The sequence below is a fragment of the Streptomyces dryopteridis genome (assembly GCF_049606955.1).
Lineage (GTDB): Bacteria > Actinomycetota > Actinomycetes > Streptomycetales > Streptomycetaceae > Streptomyces.
This window is the reverse complement of record NZ_CP187113.1, coordinates 5382073-5400753: the sequence shown is the minus strand read 5'-3', so window position 1 is coordinate 5400753 and position 18681 is coordinate 5382073. Positions and strand designations below refer to the sequence as shown.

Annotated in this window: 17 protein-coding genes; 3 read left to right on the top strand and 14 right to left on the bottom strand. The window is 75.6% G+C overall.

All coding sequences use genetic code 11. From position 1 onward, the window contains the following. Positions 1–69: 69 nt before the first annotated feature. Together ACN20G_RS23245 and ACN20G_RS23240 are read right to left on the bottom strand one after the other, a co-directional pair. Complete coding sequence (locus ACN20G_RS23245; RefSeq protein WP_424214746.1) at positions 70–1527, bottom strand: GuaB1 family IMP dehydrogenase-related protein; 1458 nt, start codon at positions 1525–1527, stop codon at positions 70–72. A gap of 130 nt (positions 1528–1657) precedes the next feature. Beyond that, complete coding sequence (locus ACN20G_RS23240; RefSeq protein ID WP_424214745.1) at positions 1658–3013, bottom strand: MFS transporter; 1356 nt, start codon at positions 3011–3013, stop codon at positions 1658–1660. A gap of 210 nt (positions 3014–3223) precedes the next feature. Between ACN20G_RS23240 and ACN20G_RS23235 the strand changes: the two genes are divergently transcribed. Then, positions 3224–4249, top strand: a complete 1026-nt coding sequence (locus ACN20G_RS23235; protein ID WP_424214744.1) for an Lrp/AsnC family transcriptional regulator — start codon at positions 3224–3226, stop codon at positions 4247–4249. A 155-nt stretch (positions 4250–4404) separates the two neighbouring features. After that, positions 4405–4917, top strand: a complete 513-nt coding sequence (locus tag ACN20G_RS23230) for a UDP binding domain-containing protein (protein ID WP_424214743.1) — start codon at positions 4405–4407, stop codon at positions 4915–4917. An 8-nt stretch (positions 4918–4925) separates the two neighbouring features. On the opposite strand, the gene ACN20G_RS23225 is transcribed toward ACN20G_RS23230, so the two are convergent. The 7 genes from ACN20G_RS23225 to fmt all read right to left on the bottom strand — a co-directional run bounded on the left by ACN20G_RS23225 (position 4926) and on the right by fmt (position 11920). Beyond that, entirely contained in the window at positions 4926–6224 is a 1299-nt protein-coding gene (locus ACN20G_RS23225; protein WP_424214742.1) for an IS701 family transposase, read from the bottom strand. Positions 6225–6474: 250 nt separating this feature from the next. Beyond that, the gene (locus ACN20G_RS23220; protein WP_424214741.1) at positions 6475–6873 is read right to left on the bottom strand and encodes a barstar family protein; all 399 of its coding nucleotides are present in this window, start codon (positions 6871–6873) and stop codon (positions 6475–6477) included. After that, the gene (locus ACN20G_RS23215) at positions 6870–7346 is read right to left on the bottom strand and encodes a ribonuclease domain-containing protein (protein WP_424214740.1); all 477 of its coding nucleotides are present in this window, start codon (positions 7344–7346) and stop codon (positions 6870–6872) included. The genes ACN20G_RS23220 and ACN20G_RS23215 overlap by 4 nt, the downstream gene beginning before the upstream one ends. Positions 7347–7420: 74 nt before the next feature. Beyond that, the gene (locus tag ACN20G_RS23210; protein ID WP_424215646.1) at positions 7421–8449 is read right to left on the bottom strand and encodes a sugar-binding transcriptional regulator; all 1029 of its coding nucleotides are present in this window, start codon (positions 8447–8449) and stop codon (positions 7421–7423) included. Between the two features lie 175 nt (positions 8450–8624). Further along, complete coding sequence (rpe, locus tag ACN20G_RS23205) at positions 8625–9290, bottom strand: ribulose-phosphate 3-epimerase (protein WP_424214739.1); 666 nt, start codon at positions 9288–9290, stop codon at positions 8625–8627. A 58-nt stretch (positions 9291–9348) separates the two neighbouring features. Then, positions 9349–10800 carry an RsmB/NOP family class I SAM-dependent RNA methyltransferase gene (locus ACN20G_RS23200; RefSeq protein ID WP_424214738.1) on the bottom strand — a complete coding sequence of 484 codons (1452 nt, stop codon included), beginning with the start codon at positions 10798–10800 and terminating at the stop codon, positions 9349–9351. 169 nt (positions 10801–10969) lie between these two features. Next, a complete protein-coding gene (gene fmt / locus ACN20G_RS23195) occupies positions 10970–11920 on the bottom strand; it encodes a methionyl-tRNA formyltransferase (RefSeq protein WP_424214737.1) in 951 nt (316 codons plus the stop codon). Positions 11921–12169: 249 nt separating this feature from the next. Here fmt and ACN20G_RS23190 point away from each other — a divergent pair, with 249 nt between their 5' ends. Further along, positions 12170–12715: a hypothetical protein gene (locus tag ACN20G_RS23190; RefSeq protein ID WP_424214736.1), complete on the top strand. Its 546-nt coding sequence runs from the start codon at positions 12170–12172 to the stop codon at positions 12713–12715. Between the two features lie 106 nt (positions 12716–12821). Here ACN20G_RS23190 and ACN20G_RS23185 read toward each other — a convergent pair whose 3' ends face one another. From ACN20G_RS23185 to gmk, 5 genes are all read right to left on the bottom strand, one after another. Then, entirely contained in the window at positions 12822–14969 is a 2148-nt protein-coding gene (locus ACN20G_RS23185) for a primosomal protein N' (protein WP_424214735.1), read from the bottom strand. A 108-nt stretch (positions 14970–15077) separates the two neighbouring features. Beyond that, positions 15078–16286 carry a methionine adenosyltransferase gene (metK, locus tag ACN20G_RS23180; protein WP_424214734.1) on the bottom strand — a complete coding sequence of 403 codons (1209 nt, stop codon included), beginning with the start codon at positions 16284–16286 and terminating at the stop codon, positions 15078–15080. Between the two features lie 196 nt (positions 16287–16482). After that, on the bottom strand, positions 16483–17706 hold the full coding sequence (gene coaBC, locus ACN20G_RS23175) for a bifunctional phosphopantothenoylcysteine decarboxylase/phosphopantothenate--cysteine ligase CoaBC (RefSeq protein WP_424214733.1): 1224 nt from the start codon (positions 17704–17706) through the stop codon (positions 16483–16485). Positions 17707–17793: 87 nt separating this feature from the next. Continuing rightward, positions 17794–18066: a DNA-directed RNA polymerase subunit omega gene (gene rpoZ / locus ACN20G_RS23170; RefSeq protein WP_004948662.1), complete on the bottom strand. Its 273-nt coding sequence runs from the start codon at positions 18064–18066 to the stop codon at positions 17794–17796. 28 nt (positions 18067–18094) lie between these two features. Next, positions 18095–18658: a guanylate kinase gene (gene gmk / locus ACN20G_RS23165; protein ID WP_424214732.1), complete on the bottom strand. Its 564-nt coding sequence runs from the start codon at positions 18656–18658 to the stop codon at positions 18095–18097. Between the last annotated feature and the right edge of the window lie 23 nt (positions 18659–18681).

Below are 18681 nucleotides of genomic sequence, written 5' to 3'. Positions count from 1 at the left end.
GAGGGCCCCGGCGCCGTCCTCCTCGCGGGGGACGGGCGGCCGGGGCCCTCGGGGTGGTGCGGGGAGGGGTCAGCTCCAGCTGGCGTGCAGCGGCTTGCCCTCGGCGTAGCCGGCGGCGGACTGGATGCCCACGACGGCCTTCTCCTCGAACTCGGCGAGCGAGCCGGCACCGGCGTAGGTGCAGGAGGAGCGGACGCCCGCGATGATCGAGTCGATCAGGTCCTCGACGCCCGGACGGGTCGGGTCGAGGAACATCCGCGAGGTGGAGATGCCCTCTTCGAACAGCGCCTTGCGGGCACGGTCGTAGGCGGACTCCTCGGAGGTGCGGTTGCGGACGGCGCGGGCCGAGGCCATGCCGAAGGACTCCTTGTACAGGCGGCCGTCGGCGGACTGCTGGAGGTCGCCGGGCGACTCGTAGGTGCCCGCGAACCAGGAGCCGATCATGACGTTGGAGGCGCCGGCGGCCAGCGCCATCGCCACGTCGCGCGGGTGGCGGACGCCACCGTCGGCCCACACGTGCTTGCCGTGCTTCTTGGCCTCGGCGGCGCATTCGAGGACGGCGGAGAACTGCGGCCGGCCGACGCCGGTCATCATGCGGGTGGTGCACATGGCGCCGGGGCCCACGCCGACCTTGATGATGTCGGCGCCGGCCTCGATGAGGTCCCTGACGCCCTCGGCGGCGACGATGTTGCCGGCCACGATCGGGACCTGCGGGTCGAGGGCGCGCACGACCTTGACCGCGTTGATCATGGATTCCTGGTGGCCGTGCGCGGTGTCGATGACCAGGGTGTCGACCCCGGCGTCGAGGAGCTGCTTGGCCTTGCCGGCGACGTCGCCGTTGATGCCGACGGCGGCGGCGATGCGCAGCCGGCCCTGGGCGTCGAGGGCGGGGGTGTAGAGGGTCGCGCGCAGGGCGCCCTTGCGGGTCAGGATGCCGACGAGGCGGCCGTCCTCGTCCACGGCGGGGGCGAGCTTGCGGTGCCCGGCGTCGAGCTTGTTGAAGGCTTCGCGCGGGTCGATGTCGGCGTCGAGGAGCAGCAGCTCCTTCGACATGACCTCGGAGAGCTGGGTGAACCGGTCCACGCCGCTCAGGTCGTGCTCGGTGACGACGCCGATCGGACGGTTGTCCGCGTCGACGACCACGCCGGCGCCGTGGGCGCGCTTGGGCAGCAGCGACAGGGCGTCGGCGACCGTCTGCGTCGGGGCCAGGGTGATCGGGGTGTCGAGCACGTGGTGGCGGGTCTTGACCCAGGAGATGACGTCGGTGATGACGTCGATCGGGATGTCCTGGGGGATCACGACGATGCCGCCGCGACGGGCGACCGTCTCGGCCATGCGCCGACCGGCGATGGCGGTCATGTTGGCGACCACGAGCGGGATGGTGGTGCCGGTGCCGTCGGGCGCGGACAGGTCGACGCCCTGGCGGGAACCGACCGCGGAGCGGCTCGGCACCATGAACACGTCGTCGTACGTGAGGTCGTACGGCGGCTTCAGGTCATTGAGGAAACGCACGTGCTGAACATCCAAGTCAAATCGGAGAATCCCGTATGCCCCGGCAGGGCAGCCGAGGAAACGCACGTACTTCATTCTCCCACGACCGGGCACACACCCGGGCCGGGCAGATCGTCCAGGACATATCGGGCGGCCTGGTCTCTTTCTACGAGACTTCCGTCCCGCCCGCGACCGGGCCGGAGGTCCCGGGCCGCTCGACCCGCTCGATGATGCCGGCGCCGTCGTCGGGGACCGCGCCCGGCAGCGCGGTCGCGGCCAGCGAGAGCAGGGCCGCCCCGGCCGCCGCCCAGGGCACCGCGCCGGCCGCGCCCGCCGCACGCAGCGCCTCGGCGAGCAGCGGGAAGGTGCCGCCGAAGGCCCCGGTGGCCACCGCGAAGGGCACGCCGACGGCGACGCCCCGGATCGCCGGCGGGAACAGCCGGGCGCAGTACACGGTGATCGGCCCGAAGGAGAGTCCGAGCACGGCCAGGTGGAGGGCGGCGGCCGGGCCCAGCGGCAGCCGTCCGTCGGCGGCCCCGAGGGCGACCGGCACGGTCACCAGGGCGAGCGCCCCGAGCCCGATCCGCAGCACCGGCACCGGCCCCCACCGGTCGGCCGCCCACCCGGCCCCGACCATCGTCGCCGCCAGCGCGAGCAGGGCGGGCAGCATCACCAGGGCGGTGCGCGGGTCCCCGGGATCGGCCCCGCCCCCGGCCGCCGCGTGCCGGGGCAGGTAGAGGGCCCCGAGGTAGTAGCCCACGGTGACGCCGAGGACGAGCAGGAGCACGACGCCCATCCGGGGCACGGCCGGCCGCAGCGCGCCCCGCGCCCCGGACCTCGCCGCCACCGGCACGCGCCCGTCGAAGCCCGGCGCCTCGAAGCCCGGGGCCTCGGGCGCGCCCCGTCGGATCCACAGGGCCGCGAGCCCCAGCAGCGCGGCGGCCGCGAAGCCGAGGCGCCAGCCCCCCGCCTCCACCCCGGCCCGGCCCAGCACGGCCAGCAGGGCGGCGAGCACCCCGAAGGACAGCAGGGTGCCGAGCACCACCCCCGCGTAGCCCAGGGCCCCGTACCGGTAGCGCCGGTCGGGCGGGGCGGTCTCGACCAGGTACGCGGCGGCGCTCGGCGTCTCCCCGCCCAGCGAGAAGCCTTGCGCGGCCCGCGCGGTCACGGCGACGGCCGGCGCGAGGAGGCCGGCGGCCGCGTGGGTGGGGCAGAGCGCGAGCGCGAGGGAGGCGGCGGAGGCGATCAGCACGGCGACCACCAGGGCGTGCCGACGGCCCGCCCGGTCGGCGATCCGGCCCAGCGCCCAGCCGCCCAGGGGTCGGGCCGCGAAGCCGACGGCGAAGCCCGCGTAGGCCCCGATCAGGGCCAGGTCCGCGTTCTCGGCGGGGAAGATCCGGGCGGCGAAGTAGGGGGCGAGGACGGCGTACACCGTCCAGTCGAAGGACTCGACCACTCCCCCGGCCCCGGCCGCGAGGAGTTCGCGCCGCCCCGCCCGTCCCGTCCGTGACTCCCGTGGCACCCGCCCCTCCGTCCCGCTCGTGGCCGCCGCCCGCGGGCCCATCCTGGCCCGCTCCCCCGCCCCCGCGCGGGCGCGACGCACCCGCGCGATCCGACATCCCGTCCCGAAAGACCACCATTCGCCCGATCTGCGCGAAAATGGTGCGGTCTCGCGGGATCCCGATCCCCGCCGCGACCCATCCGCCCCGATCCGATCCGAAGGAGTGCCCGCGTGCGGCTCGACCCCCTGGACAGCGGACTGATCCACGCCCTTCAGATCGCGCCGCGCGCCTCCTGGCAGTTGCTCGGGGAGGTGCTGGCGGTGGACCCGGCGACGGTCTCGCGCCGCTGGGAGCGGCTGCGGTCCTCGGGCCGGGCCTGGGTGACGGCGTACCCGAACCCGTGGACCCAGTCGCACTTCGAGATCGCGTTCCTGGAGATCGACTGCGACGCGAGCGCCGGTCCGGCCGCCGCCCGCGCCCTGGCCGAGCTGCCGCAGGTGGCCTCGGTGGAGCACCTGGCGGGCGGCTGCGACCTGCTGGTGACCACGTTCGCCGCCGACATGGAGTCGCTGTCGGAGCTGGTGCTGGAGCGGATCGCCCGGCTGCCGGGGGTGACCGACACCCGCACCCGGCTGGTGACCCGGGTGTACGGGGACGGCAGCCGGTGGCGGATGCGGCGGCTGAGCCCGGCGCAGGAGCGGCAGCTGGCGCGGGCCGAGCCGGCCAGGGTCTCGGGCGAGGGCGCCCGGGTCCCGGACCTCACCGAGCAGCGGCTGCTCGGGGCGCTGTCCGTGGACGGCCGCCAGTCGGCCTCGGACCTGCGGCCGATCACGGGCCTGGGCACGGACGCGACGCGCCGCCGGGTCAACCGGCTGCTGACCGAGTGCCCGGTGATGCTCCGCTGCGACGTGGCCCGGGAGCTGACCGAGTGGCCGGTGTCGGCCACCCTGTGGGCGCGGGTGCCCGCGGCCCGGCTGGAGGCGACGGCGCGCGGGCTGCTGTCGCTGCCGGAGGTGCGCATGTGCGTGGCGGTGACCGGCACGAGCAACCTGCTGATCAGCGTCTGGCTGCGGTCGGTCGCGGACGTGCAGCGGCTGGAGACGCAGCTCGCGGAGCGGCTGCCGGAGGTGGTGCTGGTGGACCGGGCCATCGCGATGCGGCAGATCAAGCGGATGGGCCGGCTGCTGGGGCCGGGCGGACGGGCGGTGGGCGCGGTCCCGCTGAACGCGTGGGGATCGGTGAATCACGCGGACTGAGACCGGGACCTTCGACCCGGCGGAATCCCGCACTCCACCGTGCCGGGGGGTCGGAATCGTGCAGGAGGGACCGGCGAGCGGACGGGACCGGTGGGTTTCGGGCATCGTGAGAGGACAATCCGACACCTCGTAGCAGATGGGCGCCATTCCCCCAGATGAGCCTCGATTCCGCTTCCCGGGTCCTCGCCTTGGTGGCCGCCGCCTCCGGCGGCCGGCTGCACGGCCGCCGCGTCGGCGTCCTCGGCGTCCACCCTCCGCCCGCCCCCGCATCCGACGCGCCCGACACGCCCGACACGCCCGACGACGCCGGTCCCGACCGGGACCGGGGCACCGCCCTGGCCATCGCCGCCAGCCTGGCCCGGATGGGCGCGGAGGTCACCGTGCACGCGCCGCTGGTCGCGGACCACCACCGCTATCCCGAGCTCGGGTTCGCCGACAGCCTGTGGTCCGCGCTGACCCAGTGCGATCTGACGGTCCTGGTCGCGGGCTGCGCCGAGGCCCGACGGGCCGATCCCGCGGCGCTGGCCGGGTGGGTGCGCGAGCGGGTGGTCGTGGACCCGGGCGGCGCCCTGGACGGGGCGCGCTGGGTCGCTGCCGGCTGGCGCGTGGTCCGTCCCCCGGCCCTGGAGGCCACCGACCGTCTGCCGGTCCCGGAGACGGTCGGCTGACGGCCGGTTCACCGCTCCCCCGGGTCTCCCCCGCAGGGCGTGCCCGGCACGCAGGGGCCGGTGCGGGCGCCGCTCGCGGGCGCCGCGCCGCCCTCCGTGCGGGCCGGCGGCCGGGTGCCGCGCGGGGCGCGGCCCGGCGGTCCGGTGGGTCCGGTCCGGGCCCGCTCGCGCTGTTCCCCGCGCGTCTCCTCGACCGGGCCGGACGGGCGTCCGCTCGCTGGCCCGTCGGGGCCGATTCGGGCCAGCAGCGCGTTGGCGTGGGCCACCCCGACGAGGGTGAGGTGGTGGTGCCAGCCCCGGTGGGAGCGGCCCTCGTAGTCCCGCAGTCCGAGTCCCTCGCAGACCTCCGCCGCGTCCCGCGCGGCCCGGTCCTCCAGCGCCGTGAGCCGGGCCAGTTCCCCGGGCCCGGCCCGGTGCAGGTCTGTCAGCCAGTGACCGCCCGCCGCGTCCGCCGGCCCGAACAGGGTGAGCACGGGCCCCCGCGACCCGTCCCGTTCCCCGAACGGACCCCGGACCCGCACGCTGACCACCGGATGAGTGCCGTCCGAGCCCCGGCGGACCCGGGCGGCGGCCAGCAGCGCGGCCGCGTCGGCGGGGCCCCGGTCGCGGTCCCGGCCCCGGTCCGGGGGTTCCGGCAGCAGGGCGGTGCCGGGGGCGATCCGCAGCACGAACCGCGGCCCGTGGCGCAGCAGGGTGCTCACGGCCCCGGCGAGTTCGGCCGCCGCCGGTTCCCACAGCACCGGCAGCGGCGGCAGCCCCCAGCCCAGCGCCATCCGGCGCACCACGCGCAGCGCGTCGGCGGTGGGGGTCAGGGCGCGGGCCGTGTCGGGGAGCCCGACGCTGCGCCGGGCGGCCTCCTCGGTCCAGGCCGGCGGCAGCACGAGGCTCCACTCGACGGGGAACGCGCCCTGCGGGGCCGCCAGCCACACCGTGTTCGCCTGCTGACAGTTGAGGGTGCGGCCCAGGCCCGGCACGAACTGCCGGCCCACGCCCACCGAGCGGTCCCCGGTCTTCTCGATGACCAGCGGGCGCACCACCCAGGCGGCGGGCGGCGGGCTGAGGACGGCGTGCAGGCGGCGGGCCAGGGCCCGGCGCACGGGGCCCCAGTCCCACGGGGAGTTGCCGATGAACTGGTGCAGGCTCTGCTCCACCGAGCCCGCTCCGCGCGGGGTGGCGGCCCCGGCGATGGTGCGGACGCTCTTGCGGCCCTCGGCGCGGGCCAGGCCCGCGAGGTAGACCTCGGCCCAGTGGCGTTGGTCCCGGCGGGGTAAGGAGGCGAACACCCGGGACGGGGGGATCTCGGTCACCACTGCGGTCCTTCCTCAGGCCGGCGTCGCCCGGGCCGGGCCCGCGCGCGACCGGCCGAGCGGCCCGGGCGCGCGGGCCGGTCGGCGGTCGCCGCACGGCACGCTCTCGTGTCCCGGGCCCGCGCCGGACCCCCGCACGGGCCGGATCGGGCGCCGGCGCGTCCTGCCCGCACGCTACCCCCGCGCGCGGGGTGCCTCCCGTGCGCGCCCGTGGTTTTCGGCCTCCCCCGCGAACCTGCCGGTAACCGGCTCAGCGGCGGGCCGAGGGCGGCGGTCCGGGGCGCGGGGCGGGGTCGACGAGGAGGACGTCGAGGGGGCCCTGGTCGCCGTCCCGCCAGAATTCCTCGGCCTCGGCGAGGATCTCGGTGAACACCTCCCACTCCTGCGGCCGGTCCTGCGCGAAGGGGCGCCAGGACTCGACGGCGAGCAGCCGGCCGGGGGCGGCCGGCAGCCAGGACAGGTCGTGGAGGGCGTCGGCGAGGGCGTCCCAGTTGGCGCCGAACCAGGCCGGGAGGGTGAGGGCGCCGGCGCAGCGTTCGAAGAGCCCGGCGCGGTCGTGGACCCCGTCGAGGTCGAGGCGCAGGACGGTGCGGCCGTGCGCGGCCGCCTCGGTGAGGGCGGGGCCCAGGGGGCGTCGGCGCAGGGTCATCGCAGTACCGCCTCGAAGCTCTTGTAGTGGTCGGCCGTCCAGTAGAACTCCCCGCCGCCGCCGGTCACGATGCGGCGGGCGCCGCGGTCGCGGCTGCCGGGGGTGCGGACGGTGAACTCGTGGTAGTAGCCGCGCTGCTTCTTCGGCAGGAGGCGTTCGAAGTTGCCGAAGACGGTGCCGTCCTGGCGGTGCGGGTACGGCCCGCCCTTGTCGATCAGGGCGAGGGTGTCGCGGGCCTCGCGCGGCAGGTCGGCGGCGCGGACGGTCTTCATGCCCCGGGCCCAGCCGGGGGTGGCGGCGGCGGACGGGGGCCGGGCGCTCGGCGTGCCGGCGGAGCCCGCGGAGGTGGCCGGGGACTTCCCGGGTTCGTCCTGTTTTCCCCCACAGCCGGCGAGGCCGAGGGCGAGGGCCACGCAGAGGAACAGCGCTCCGAGGACGCGCGGCAGGGTGCGGGCGAATGACTGGTGGATCATGCCGGAATCGTGTCAAACCCGACGTTCATCCGCGAATCGCCCGCGCCCGCGAGCCCCGTCCCGTCTCCGGGAGGTCAGTCCTCCTCGGGCCGCTCGTCCGGGTCCGCCCGCTCCAGGGCGGGGCGCAGGCCCGGCTCGGACTCGGTGAGCAGGTGGTCGGCGGCGGCCGTGTCGGTGACCAGGCTGGTGACCAGGCCCGAGCGGAGCACGGCGCCGATCGCGGCGGCCTTGCGGGCGCCGCCGGCGATGGCGACCACCTCGGGGATCCGGCGCAGCCGGTCGGCCTCCACCGTGATGCAGCGTTCGCCCAGGTCCCGGCCGACCCGGCGGCCCTCGGCGTCGAAGAGGTGCGCGGACATCTCGGCGGCCACGCCGAGGGAGGCGTAGTGGCCGCGCTCCTCGTCGGTGAGCATGTCGTGCACGGTGGAGATGCCCGGCTCCCAGGAGCCGATGGACACGGCCGCGACGGTGACCTTGTCGAAGTACTCGAAGGCCCGCGCGATCCCGGTCTGGTTGCGCAGGGCGCGCGCGGTGGCCGGGTCGGGCAGCAGCATCGGCGCGTAGATGGGGTGGGCGTCGCCGCCGGAGACCTGGGCGGCCCGGCGCACGGCCTCCACCGAGCCGCGTTCGGCGGTGCCGGCGTCGTACACGCCCGTGAGCTGCACCACCGTGCACGGGGGCAGCCGGTGCAGGGCGGCGGCCATGTGGATGGTGGAGCGGCCCCAGGCCAGGCCGAGCACGTCGCCCTCGTCGACCAGCTCGCCGAGCAGGTCGGCGGCGACCGAACCGAGGTTCTCGGGGTCGGCCGCGTCCTCGGAGGCGTCCGCCGGGGACTCCACGACCACCGCGTGCCGCAGCCCGTAGCGGGCGCGCAGCGCGTCGGAGCGTTCCGCGTCGAGTTCGGCCGGGACCCGGATCTCGATCCGGACCAGGTCGCGTTCCAGGGCCGTCTCCAGGACCCGGGCCACCTTGAAGCGGCTCACGCCGAACTCCTCGGCGATCTGGATCTTGGACTTGCCCTCCAGGTAGAAGCGGCGGGCCATCGCCGCCGCCTGCACCAGCTCCGCGGGTCCCATCCGCAGGGCTGACCGTCCCGCCGACATAGCCGACACCGCGTTCTCCTCACTGCTGTTCACACTCTCGACTCGTCGTTCATCCTGTCAGATCCGACGGCCGGCGTTCGGCCCGGACGACGTGCCCGCACCGAGCTGTTCACCCAGGCTTCGCCCGGGAGCCGGGCGGGACCCCGCCCGAACCCCGCCCCCGGGCCCTCCTCGTTCAGTGCGCGCAGGCCCCGGCGGCCTTGTCCCGCAGCCCCCGCACGGCGGCGGCCGGGTCCTGGGCCCCGTAGACGGCGCTGCCGGCCACGAACACGTCGGCGCCGGCCTCGGCGCAGCGCTCGATCGTGGAGTCCGACACACCGCCGTCGACCTGGAGCCACACGTCGAGCCCGTGCTTGGCGATCAGGGCCCGGGTGCGGCGGATCTTGGGCAGCATGATGTCGAGGAACGCCTGCCCGCCGAAGCCGGGCTCCACCGTCATGATCAGCACCATGTCGAGTTCGGGCAGCAGGTCCTCGTACTGCTCGATCGGGGTGCCCGGCTTGAGCGCCATCGAGGCCCGCGCCCCCTTGGCCCGGATCTCGCGCGCCAGCCGCACAGGGGCGGCGGCGGCCTCGGCGTGGAAGGTCACCGAGGAGGCCCCGGCCTCCACGTACCCGGGGGCCCACCGGTCCGGGTCCTCGATCATCAGGTGCAGGTCGAGGGGGATGTCGGTGGCGCGCGCGAGGGACTCCACCACGGGCACGCCCAGGGTCAGGTTGGGCACGAAGTGGTTGTCCATGACGTCGACGTGCAGCCAGTCGGCGCCGTCCACCGCCTTGGCCTCGTCGGCGAGGCGCGCGAAGTCGGCGGAGAGGATGCTGGGGGCGATCTGAAGGGCCATGCCCCCAAGCCTGCCATGCCCCCGAAGCCCTCCCGCCCGGGCGGGAGGGCCCGCGGGATCAGGCGGTGCGGCGGAGCAGGGCCAGGTACATGGCGTCGGTGCCGTGCAGGTGCGGCCACAGCTGGACGTCGGGGCCGTCGCCGAGGGCCGGGACCCCCGGGAACAGCGGGCGGGCGTCGATGAGTTCGGCCTGCGCCGGGGTCTGTCCGCCCCGGCCGCGCAGCACGTCGTCCACGACCACCCGGGTCTCGGCCAGGTGCGGGGAGCAGGTCGCGTAGCCGACCACGCCGCCCACCCGGACCGCCGACAGGGCCTCGCGCAGCAGGGCCCGCTGGAGCGGGGCGAAGCCGTCGAGGTCCTCGGGGCGCCGGCGCCAGCGGGCCTCGGGCCGGCGCCGCAGCGCGCCCAGGCCGGTGCAGGGCACGTCCATCAGCACGCGGTCGAAGCTGCCGGGCCGCCAGGCCGGGCGGGTGCCGTCGGCGGTGATCACCTGGTAGGGGCCGGGGTTGCCGGCCAGCGAGCGGGCCACCAGCGCGGCCCGGTGCGGCTGCTTCTCCGAGGCCAGCAGGCTCGCGCCGCGCTCGGCGGCCAGCGCCGCCAGCAGTGCCGCCTTGCCGCCGGGGCCCGCGCAGCCGTCCAGCCACCGTGCGTCGGGGCCCTCCAGCGGGGCGTTGGCCAGGGCCACGGCCACCAGCTGGCTGCCCTCGTCCTGCACACCGGCGCGCCCGTCGCGCACCGACTCCAGGGCGCCGGGCTCGCCGCCCTCGGAGAGCCGCACCGCGTACGGGGACCAGCGGCCCGGCAGGCTCGAATCGGCGCCGACCTCCGCCGTCAGCTCCTCGGTGCCGATCCGGCCCGGCCGGGCCACCAGGGTGACCTCGGGCCGCTCGTTGTCGGCCTCCAGCAGGTCCTCGATGCCGGCGCGCCCGCCGCCCAGCGAGTCCCACAGGGCCGAGACCACCCAGCGCGGGTGCGAGTGCACGACGGCCAGGTGCTCCTCGGCGTCCTTCTCGTAGGGCGGCGCGACCTTCTCCAGCCAGCCGTCCAGATCGTGCGCGGTGATCTTGCGGAGCACGGCGTTCACGAACTTGGCCCGGCCGTCGCCGAGCACCACCCGGGCCAGCTCCACGCTGGCCGAGACCGCCGCGTGCGGCGGGATCCGGGTGCCGAGCAGCTGGTGCGCGCCCAGCGAGAGCACGTCGAGGACCGGCGGATCGACCTCGCGCAGCGGGCGGTCCACGCAGGCCGCGATGATCGCGTCGTAGGTGCCCTGGCGACGCAGGGTGCCGTAGACCAGCTCGGTGGCCAGCGCCGCGTCCCGCCCGTCGAACTCGGGGTTCTGGCGGGCCTTGCGCAGCAGCGGCGGGAGCACGAGGTTGGCGTACGCGTCCCGTTCGTCCACCGCCCGCAGGGCCTCGAAGGCCAGGAACCGCACGGGGTCCTTCTGCGGCCGCCGGTAGGGGCGGCCCTGCTTGGCGGGCTTGTTCTGACGACGGGGCTGTTCGCTCACGGGAAAGGTGCTCCGGGGGGTACGGGGTGCGAGGCGCGTGGGGGCGCGCCCCGGGGGACTTCGCGCGCGGGGGCGCGCGGGCCGGGCGGGGACCGGCCGGGCCGGGCGGACCGGCGGGCCCCGCGCCCAGCCTACGGCGCGCGCGGGCGGGCGGCCGCCCGGCCGGTGGTCAGGCGGCGGGGCCGCCCAGGCGCTCACCGGCGGTGATGCGCACGCCGCGGGCCCAGTCGGCGGCCTTCATCGGCTTCTTGCCCTGGGGCTGCACCCACAGCAGCTCCACCGGGTGCGAGCCGGTGCCGACGTACACGTTGTTCTTGCCGGCCACGAGCAGCCCCGGGGTCAGGCCCGCGAGGTCCGCGAGGTCGCCGGCCCCGGTCACCGAGATCAGCTTGAGCCGCTCGCCGCGGAACTCGGTCCACGCGCCGGGGGCCGGGGTGCAGCCGCGCACGATCCGGTCCACGCGCAGCGCGGGCGCCCGCCAGTCCACCCGGGCGTCCTCCACCGTGATCTTCGGGGCCAGCGAGACGCCCTCGCCGGGCTGGGGCACGGCCTGCAGGCTGCCGTCCTCGATGCCGTCCATGGTGGCGCTCAGCAGTCCGGCGCCCGCGAACGCGAGCCGGGTCAGCAGGTCACCGCTGGTGTCCGTGGGGCGCACGTCCTCGGTGATCACGCCGAACACCGGTCCGGTGTCCAGGCCCTGCTCGATCCGGAAGGTCGACGCGCCGGTCACCTCGTCCCCGGCCATCAGCGAGTGCTGCACGGGCGCCGCCCCGCGCCAGGCGGGCAGCAGCGAGAAGTGCAGGTTGACCCAGCCGTGCCGGGGGATCTCCAGGGCGCTCGGCGGGAGCAGCGCGCCGTAGGCGACGACGGGGCAGCAGTCCGGGGCGATCTCGCGCAGCCGCTCCTGGAACTCGGGGTCCCGGGGACGGACGGGCTTGAGGACCTCGATGCCCGCCTCGGCGGCCCGTTCCGCCACCGGGCTCGCCACGAGCCGGCGCCCGCGCCCGGCGGGGGCGTCGGGGCGGGTCACCACGGCGGCGACCTCGTGTCGCCCGGAGGCGATCAGGGCGTCCAGGGCGGGGACGGCGACCTCGGGGGTGCCGGCGAAGACGAGCTTCACGTGATGGGTCCTGCCTGTTGTCTCGACGGTCAGCAGCGTCCCAGTCTATGTCGGAGCCGCGCGGGGGGCCGCCCCGGAAGGCGGGGCGTGCGGGCCGTCGCGCGCCCCGTCGCATATGCCGACACGCCCCCGGTGCGTGACCTCCCCGCCCGCCTGCGCGTTGTCAAGACAGATTGACCGAAACGGGCCGCGTGTGAACGGTGTTCGCGGCCCGATCCGCTCCTCAGCACCGGTTCGAGAGGCTTCTTCATGGCCGACCACGCCACCCATGACGCCCAAGCGCGGGCCAGCCTGCACCTGTTGGTGCGGGACATCGAGCGGGTACGCCGGCAGGTGGACGCCCTGCGCACGCTGACCGCACAGCTCGGCAACGTGTACCGCCCCCGCCGGTCCGGCCCCTCCACCGGTTTCGTCGTCTACGGCCGGGCCCCCGCGCCCACCGTGCGGCTCGCGCAGGAACTGCGCGACAGCGTCGAGACCCTGGTCACCGCCGCCGTGGACTTCGACCGTTCCCTCGGGTTCTCGTGGGACGCGGTGGGGTCCGCGCTCGGGGTCACCAAGCAGGCCGTGCACCGGCGTTACGGGGCCCGGCGCACCCCGGCCGGCGAGCTCGCGGCCCCCGAGGCGGAGCGGCCCGTCGTCGACGGCGCCGCCCGGCCGATGGGCGGCGCGCTGCCGAGCGTGCCAGCCGCGCGCGGGGTCCCCAGCCAGCCGCAGCGCGAGGAGGCCGTCCCGGCGGCCCCCACCGCCGCCCAGGTCCGCCCGCCGGCCTTCCCGGCCCCGCGCGGCGGCTGACGCCCCGGAGCGTGCCGCCGCCGACCGGCCCGCTCCCCGACCCACCCGATCCGCCCGGTCCCGCACGAGGGGGCCGGGCGGTCGCATGTCCGGGGCCGGTCACGGGTCAGCCCAGGTCGGGCGGGTCCACGCGGATGCGGACCTGGCCCTCGGCCCCGATCCCGGCGCGACCGCCGATGCCCCGGGCCGTGCGCGCGGCGCTCGCCTGCTTCAGGGCCCGCGCCAGGGCCGCGCCCCGGCCCGGGGGCACCCGCACCAGGGCGCGTTCCTCGTCGGCCGGCGACCCGCGTCGGGCCCGGACCGGCACCGGCCCCAACACCTCGGCCTCCGGCGGCAGTTCGACGGCGGCGAGGAATTCGGCCAGGGCCTCGGGCCGGCCCGTGGCCGAGGCCATCCGCGCCACCGGCGGGAAGCGCAGCTCGGCCCGGTCGGCGAGTTCGCGCAGCGCGTGCCCGACCGGGTCCCAGCGCACGAGGGCCTGCACCGGCCGCAGGGTGGGTTCGGCCACGATCACCACCCGTCCCTCCGGGCGCACCAGGGTGGCCGCCGCCAGCCACCGGCGCAGCGCCTCCTCGTCGGAGCGCAGGTCGGGGCGGCCGACCATGGCCCAGCCGTCGAGCAGCAGGGCGGCGCTGTAGCCGGCGCCCTCGGCCACGGGTTCGGCGCCGGGGGTGGAGACCACCAGGGCGGGGGCCCCGGGCACCCGGTCCAGCACGTGGTCGCGGCCCGAGGTGCGCACGGGCACGGCCGGGAAGGCCCGGCCCAGTTCCTCGGCGGTCCGCTTGGCGCCGACCACGTTGGCCCGCAGCCGCACCCCGCCGCACTCCTCGCAGTGCCAGCCCGTCTCGGGCCGGCCGCACCAGGCGCAGGCCAGGGCCACGGCGTCCAGGGCCTCCAGCGGCCCGTGGCAGGCCCGGCAGCGGGCGGGTTCCCGGCAGCGGGCGCAGGCCAGTCGGGGCGCGTAGCCGCGCCGGGGCACCTGCACGAGCACCGGACCGGTCGCCAGCGCGTCCCGGGCGGTCTCCCAGGCCAGGCTGGGCAGGCGGGCGACGCGGGCGGCCTCGTCGCGGGCCAGCAGGTGTTCGTCGACGGTCCGGATGACGGGGGCCGCGCGGCGCACGGTCTCGCGGTCGGCGACCAGCGGCCCGGCCCACCCGGACTCGACGAGTTGCGCGGCCTCGACGGTGCAGCTCGTGGAGCCGAGCAGGAAGGCGCACCCGGAGGTGACGGCCCGCAGTTCCAGCACCTCCCGCACGTGCGGGAAGGGGGCCCGGTCCTCGCTGTGCGAGGTGTCCCCGTCGTCCCAGAGCGCCACGAGCCCGAGGTCGTGGACGGGCGCGAACATGGCGGCGCGGGTGCCGATCACGCAGCGGACCGCGCCGCGGTGCACGGCCAGCCAGCGGGCGTAGCGGCGCTCGGGTCCGGCCTCGGCGGTCAGCAGCACGTGCCGGTCCTTGCCGAGGAGTTCGATCAGGGCCCGGTCCAGGCGTTCGGCACTGCGCCCGTCGGGCAGCACGGCGAGGGCGCCGCGCCCGCCGGCCAGGCACGCGGCCAGGGCCCGGGCCAGCTCCTCGGGCCAGTGCGGCCCGGGCAGGGCGGTCCAGACCCGGCGCGGGGCGCGGCCGGCGGCGAGGTCGGCGAGGAAGCCGGGGCCCTGCGGGTAGCGCTGCCAGGGGCCGGGTTCGGGGGCGGGCGGGAGCGGGGCGGGCGCGGGCGAGGCGCGGCCCTCGGCGCGGGCGTTGCGGGGTGGGACGGCGAGCTGGAGCACGTCGGCGAGGCTGCCGGCGTAGCGGTCGGCGACGGCGCGGGCCAGGGCGAGGGTGTCGGGGGCGAGCACGGGCTCGGGCGAGACCACCTGGGCCAGGGCGGCCAGCGGCCCGTGGTAGTCGGATTCCGCGACCCGTTCGAGCAGCCAGCCGTCGATGAGGCCGCCGCCCTCGCGCCGGCCCTCGCGGACCCGGTGCGCGCCCGCGCCGAAGCGGACCCGGACCCGGACCCCGGGGCGGGCCTCCTCGTCGAGGTGGGCGGGGACCTCGTAGTCGAAGGTCTGGTCCAGGTGCAGGGCGCCCTTGTTGACCAGGACCCGGGCCACGGGGTTCACGGCGGCGGCGGGCACCCCGCGCCAGGTGCGGGGGCGGGCCTTGGGCGCGTCGGCCTTGCCCTCGGCGACCAACTCGCGGAGCAGGGCGAGCTGTTCGGGTCCGCCGGCGGCGGGGTCCGCCGGGGGTTCGGGGGGTGGGGGCGCGGCGGTCACGGGTCCATCCTGCCAAAGCGGTCGGACAGCGCGGGAAACGCCGCGTGGCCCCGGCCCCACGCGAGGTGGGGTCGGGGCCACGCGGACGCGCCCTGGCGGGCGGGGTGGTTACAGACCGGCGGCGGCGCGCAGGGCGTCGACGCGGTCGGTGCGCTCCCAGGTGAAGTCCGGCAGCTCGCGGCCGAAGTGGCCGTAGGCGGCGGTCTGGGCGTAGATCGGGCGGAGCAGGTCGAGGTCGCGGATGATCGCGGCCGGACGGAGGTCGAAGACCTCGGAGATGGCCTGCTCGATCTTGGCGACCTCGGTGGTCGCGGTGCCGAAGGTCTCGACGAAGAGGCCCACGGGCTCGGCCTTGCCGATCGCGTACGCGACCTGGACCTCGCAGCGGGAGGCGAGGCCCGCGGCGACGACGTTCTTGGCGACCCAGCGCATCGCGTACGCGGCCGAGCGGTCGACCTTGGACGGGTCCTTGCCCGAGAAGGCGCCGCCGCCGTGCCGGGCGTAGCCGCCGTAGGTGTCGATGATGATCTTGCGGCCGGTGAGGCCGGCGTCGCCCATCGGGCCGCCGATCTCGAAGCGGCCGGTCGGGTTGACCAGCAGGCGGTAGCCCTCGGTCTCCAGCTTGATGCCGTCCTCGACGAGACCGGCGAGCACCTGCTCGACGACGAACTCGCGGATGTCGGGCGCGAGCAGCGACTCCAGGTCGATGTCGGAGGCGTGCTGCGAGGAGACCACCACGGTGTCGAGGCGGACGGCCTTGTCGCCGTCGTACTCGATGGTGACCTGGGTCTTGCCGTCGGGGCGCAGGTACGGGATGGTCCCGTTCTTGCGGACCTCGGTCAGCCGACGCGAGAGGCGGTGGGCCAGCTCGATCGGGAGCGGCATCAGGTTCGGGGTCTCGTCGCAGGCGTAGCCGAACATCAGGCCCTGATCGCCCGCGCCCTGCTTGTCCAGCTCGTCCTCATCGCCCTCGACGCGGGTCTCGTAAGCGGTGTCGACGCCCTGGGCGATGTCCGGGGACTGCGCGCCGATGGACACCGAGACGCCGCAGGAGGCGCCGTCGAAGCCCTTCTTCGAGGAGTCGTAGCCGATCTCCAGGATCTTCTCGCGCACGAGCTGGGCGATCGGGGCGTATGCCTTGGTGGTGACCTCACCCGCGATGTGGACCAGACCCGTGGTGATGAGGGTCTCCACGGCGACGCGGGACGTGGGGTCCTCGCGCAGCAGGGCGTCGAGGATCGTGTCGCTGATCTGGTCAGCGATCTTGTCGGGGTGACCCTCGGTCACGGACTCCGAGGTGAACAGGCGGCGGGACACATCGCTCCCTGGGGTTGCAGCGGCTGCTGGCTGAAATTGTTTGGCGGTACTGACCGGAGGCTGCGCCCGGTCACGTTCCGGGGTCAGTTTATCGGTCGCCGGTGGTCGCGGGTCCACTTGTCTCACCCTGCGGGAGGCTTGTGACCTGCGACACTCCATCTAAGCGCACCGATCGGGGCCCAACAAGGGGCGACGATCAGGCGCGTCGGAGCGCGAACCGGCTCACGACACGATCCCATACCGCGTCCGACAAGGCTTCCTTGGGGCCGTGGGGCACGGGGGTTTCCTCGCCATCGGAGCCAAGGATCACCGCCTCGTTCTCCTCCGATCCGAAGGTCTTTTCGGCTCCCACCTCGTTCAGGACGAGAAGATCACATCCCTTGCGGCGCAGTTTCGCGCGCCCGTTGGCCAGAACCTCGTCGGTCTCCGCCGCGAATCCGACCACGAGTTGATCAGGTCGGGCGCGGTCCGCCGAGATCTCGGCCAGGATGTCCGGGTTGCGGACCAGTTCCACGGTGGGGGCGCCGCCGTCCTCGGTCTTCTTGATCTTCCCGTCCACGTAGACGGCCGGCCGGAAATCGGCCACGGCGGCGGCCATGACCACCACGTCGGCCTCGGCCGCGGCCTTCAGGACGGCCTCGCGCAGCTGCACGGCGGTGCCCACCCGCACCACGTCCGCGCCCGCCGGGTCGGGCAGGGCGGTGTTCGCGGCGATCAGCGTGACCCGGGCCCCGCGCGCCACGGCCGTGCGGGCCAGCGCGTAGCCCTGCTTGCCCGAGGAGCGGTTGCCGAGGAAGCGGACCGGGTCCAGCGGCTCACGGGTGCCGCCGGCGCTGATCACCACGTGCCGGCCGGCCAGGTCGGTGCGGGCGCCGGCCTCGGCGCCCCGGGCCAGCACCCGGCGGCAGACCTCGAAGATCTCGCCCGGGTCGGGCAGCCGGCCCTTGCCGGTGTCCTTGCCGGTCAGCCGGCCCACGGCGGGCTCGATCACGATCGCGCCGCGCCGGCGGAGCGTGGCCACGTTCTCGCGGGTGGCCGGGTTCTCCCACATCTCGGTGTGCATCGCGGGCGCGAAGACCACCGGGCAGCGGGCCGTGAGCAGGGTGTTCGTCAACAGGTCGTCGGCCAGTCCGTGCGCGGCCCGGGCCAGCGTGTCGGCGGTGGCGGGGGCCACCACGACCAGGTCGGCGGCCTGTCCGATGCGCACGTGCGGCACCTCGTGCACCCCCTCCCAGACCTCCGAGCCGGCCGGGTGGCCCGAGAGCGCGGCCCAGGTGGCCTCGCCCACGAAGTTCAGGGCGGCGGCGGTGGGCACCACGCGGACGTCGTGGCCGGATTCCGTCAGTCGGCGCAACAGTTCGCACGCCTTGTAGGCGGCGATCCCCCCGCTGACCCCCAGCACGACCTTCGGCTTCGACACGCTTGGACTCCTCACTTCGAACTCCGGACACACCTCGGGCCCGGCAGGAAGACTGCCGGGCCCGAGGAGGGAATGACGAACGGTCGCTTACTGCGCCGGGGCCTCGATGGCCTCGGAGGTCAGCAGACCCGCGTTGATCTCGCGCAGGGCGATCGAGAGCGGCTTCTCGTGGACGTGGGTGTCCACCAGGGGGCCGACGTACTCCAGCAGGCCCTCACCGAGCTGCGAGTAGTACGCGTTGATCTGACGCGCGCGCTTGGCCGCGTAGATCACGAGGCTGTACTTCGAGTCGGTGGCCTCAAGCAACTCGTCGATCGGCGGGTTGATGATGCCCTCGGGCGCGGTGATGGAAGAGGACACGCTCTACCTTCCGAAAGGGGGATAAAGATCAGACAACTTCCATCAACGTTAGCAGCTCACGCGCCACGTCCTCGACGGAGGTGTTGACCAGGGTGGTGTCGAACTCGGCCTCGGCGGCCAGTTCGATCTTGGCCGCGTCCAGCCGGCGGGCGATGACCTCGGCCGACTCCGTGCCCCGGCCGGTGAGCCGGCGGACCAGCTCCTCCCAGCTCGGCGGGGCCAGGAAGACCAGCTGGGCGTCGGACATGGAGTCCTTGACCAGACGCGCGCCCTGGAGGTCGATCTCCAGCAGCACGGGCTCGCCGTTCTCCAGCCGCTCCAGCACCGCGCCACGCGGGGTGCCGTAGCGGTTGCCCGCGAACTCGGCCCATTCCAGCAGATCGCCGTTGGCGACGAGCTTGTCGAACTCGTCGTCGCTGACGAAGAAGTACTGGACGCCGTGCTTCTCTCCGGGACGGGGCTTACGGGTGGTGGCCGACACCGAGAGCCAGACCTCGGGGTGGACCTTGCGCATATGCGCGACGACCGTGCTCTTGCCGACCCCCGAGGGGCCGGAGAGCACGGTCAGCCGCGGACGAACCTCTGCTGCCATGGACCGATTATCCAGGTTCCGGA

Bases quoted from the DNA above. Each gene is read 5' to 3' on its own strand.
- gmk (WP_424214732.1), bottom strand. From the start codon at position 18,658: ATGGCAGCAGAGGTTCGTCCGCGGCTGACCGTGCTCTCCGGCCCCTCG.
- ACN20G_RS23220 (WP_424214741.1), bottom strand. From the start codon at position 6,873: ATGACCCTGCGCCGACGCCCCCTGGGCCCCGCCCTCACCGAGGCGGCC.
- ACN20G_RS23210 (WP_424215646.1), bottom strand. From the start codon at position 8,449: ATGTCGGCGGGACGGTCAGCCCTGCGGATGGGACCCGCGGAGCTGGTG.
- rpe (WP_424214739.1), bottom strand. From the start codon at position 9,290: ATGGCCCTTCAGATCGCCCCCAGCATCCTCTCCGCCGACTTCGCGCGC.
- ACN20G_RS23230 (WP_424214743.1), top strand. From the start codon at position 4,405: ATGAGCCTCGATTCCGCTTCCCGGGTCCTCGCCTTGGTGGCCGCCGCC.
- ACN20G_RS23190 (WP_424214736.1), top strand. From the start codon at position 12,170: ATGGCCGACCACGCCACCCATGACGCCCAAGCGCGGGCCAGCCTGCAC.
- ACN20G_RS23215 (WP_424214740.1), bottom strand. From the start codon at position 7,346: ATGATCCACCAGTCATTCGCCCGCACCCTGCCGCGCGTCCTCGGAGCG.